Source organism: Nonomuraea sp. NPDC050478, assembly GCF_044458265.1.
Lineage (GTDB): Bacteria > Actinomycetota > Actinomycetes > Streptosporangiales > Streptosporangiaceae > Nonomuraea > Nonomuraea ferruginea.
Map to the genome: position 1 here is coordinate 1 of NZ_JBITHT010000025.1, position 1733 is coordinate 1733.

Genomic DNA, 1733 nt, shown 5'->3' on the forward strand with positions numbered 1-1733 from the left:
TGGTAGTAGGTAAGCGATGGGGTGACGCAGGAAGGTAGTCCAGCCCAGGCGATGGTTGTCCTGGGGTAAGCATGTAGCCCGTGTTGTAGGCAAATCCGCAACACTTGTGGGTGAGATGTGATGCCGAGCCGATTGTGGCGAAGTGGATGATCCTATGCTGCCGAGAAAAGCCTCTAGTGAGTGTTGTGGCGGCCCGTACCCTAAACCGACTCAGGTGGTCAGGTAGAGAATACCAAGGCGATCGGGTGAACTGTGGTTAAGGAACTCGGCAAATTGCCCCCGTAACTTCGGGAGAAGGGGGACCTCTGCTGGTGAACGCCCTTGCGGTGGGAGCTGGTGGGGGTCGCAGTGGCCAGGGGGAAGCGACTGTTTACTAAAAACACAGGTCCGTGCGAAGTCGTAAGACGATGTATACGGACTGACGCCTGCCCGGTGCCGGAACGTTAAGGGGACCGCTTAGCTGACTTTCGGGTTGGCGAAGGTGAGAACTTAAGCGCCGGTAAACGGCGGTGGTAACTATAACCATCCTAAGGTAGCGAAATTCCTTGTCGGGTAAGTTCCGACCTGCACGAATGGCGTAACGACTTCCCCGCTGTCTCAACCGCAGACCCGGCGAAATTGCACTACGAGTAAAGATGCTCGTTTCGCGCAGCAGGACGGAAAGACCCCGGGACCTTCACTACAGCTTGACATTGGTGTTTGGAGCGTCTTGTGTAGGATAGGTGGGAGACTGGGAAGCTCGGACGCTAGTTCGGGTGGAGTCATTGGTGAAATACCACTCTGGTCGTTTTGAATGTCTAACTCTGGTCCGTGATCCGGATCGGGGACAGTGTCTGGTGGGTAGTTTAACTGGGGCGGTTGCCTCCTAAAGGGTAACGGAGGCGCCCAAAGGTTCCCTCAGCCTGGTTGGCAATCAGGTGTTGAGTGTAAGTGCACAAGGGAGCTTGACTGTGAGACTGACGGGTCGAGCAGGAGCGAAAGCTGGGACTAGTGATCCGGCATCGGCGTGTGGAAGCGGTGTCGCTCAACGGCTAAAAGGTACCCCGGGGATAACAGGCTGATCTTCCCCAAGAGTCCATATCGACGGGATGGTTTGGCACCTCGATGTCGGCTCGTCGCATCCTGGGGCTGGAGTAGGTCCCAAGGGTTGGGCTGTTCGCCCATTAAAGCGGTACGCGAGCTGGGTTTAGAACGTCGCGAGACAGTTCGGTCCCTATCCGCTGCGCGCGCAGGAGACTTGAAAGGGGCTGTCCCTAGTACGAGAGGACCGGGACGGACGAACCTCTGGTGTGCCAGTTGTATCGCCAGGTGCATGGCTGGTTGGCTACGTTCGGGAGGGATAACCGCTGAAAGCATCTAAGCGGGAAGCTTGCCTTGAGATGAGGTCTCCCACCCTGTGAAGGGGTAAGGCTCCCGGTAGACGACCGGGTTGATAGGCCGGAGGTGGAAGCGCGGTAACGTGTGGAGCTGACCGGTACTAATAGGCCGAGGACTTGACCACAAAGCGTCTTGCTTCTTTTGTAGAATTGAGTTTTGCTCGCGTCCACTAGGCAATTCTGAGACAGCAAACCCTGTGGTTTGTGTGTTTCGGAGGGTTACGGCGGTTATGGCGGGAAGGAAACACCCGGTTACATTCCGAACCCGGAAGTTAAGCTTCTCTGCGCCGATGGTACTGCACTCGGGAGGGTGTGGGAGAGTAGGTCACCGCCGGACAATTTTCATATGGGAAAGGC

General features: G+C 56.5%; 2 rRNA genes. Both read left to right on the plus strand.

The features are described 5' to 3' along the window. Positions 1-1501: ribosomal RNA gene (locus ACIBF7_RS44935) — 23S ribosomal RNA — on the plus strand; the annotation flags it as partial. Positions 1502-1596: 95 nt separating this feature from the next. Then, positions 1597-1713, plus strand: a 5S ribosomal RNA gene (rrf, locus tag ACIBF7_RS44940). The last annotated feature ends 20 nt before the right edge of the window (positions 1714-1733 follow it).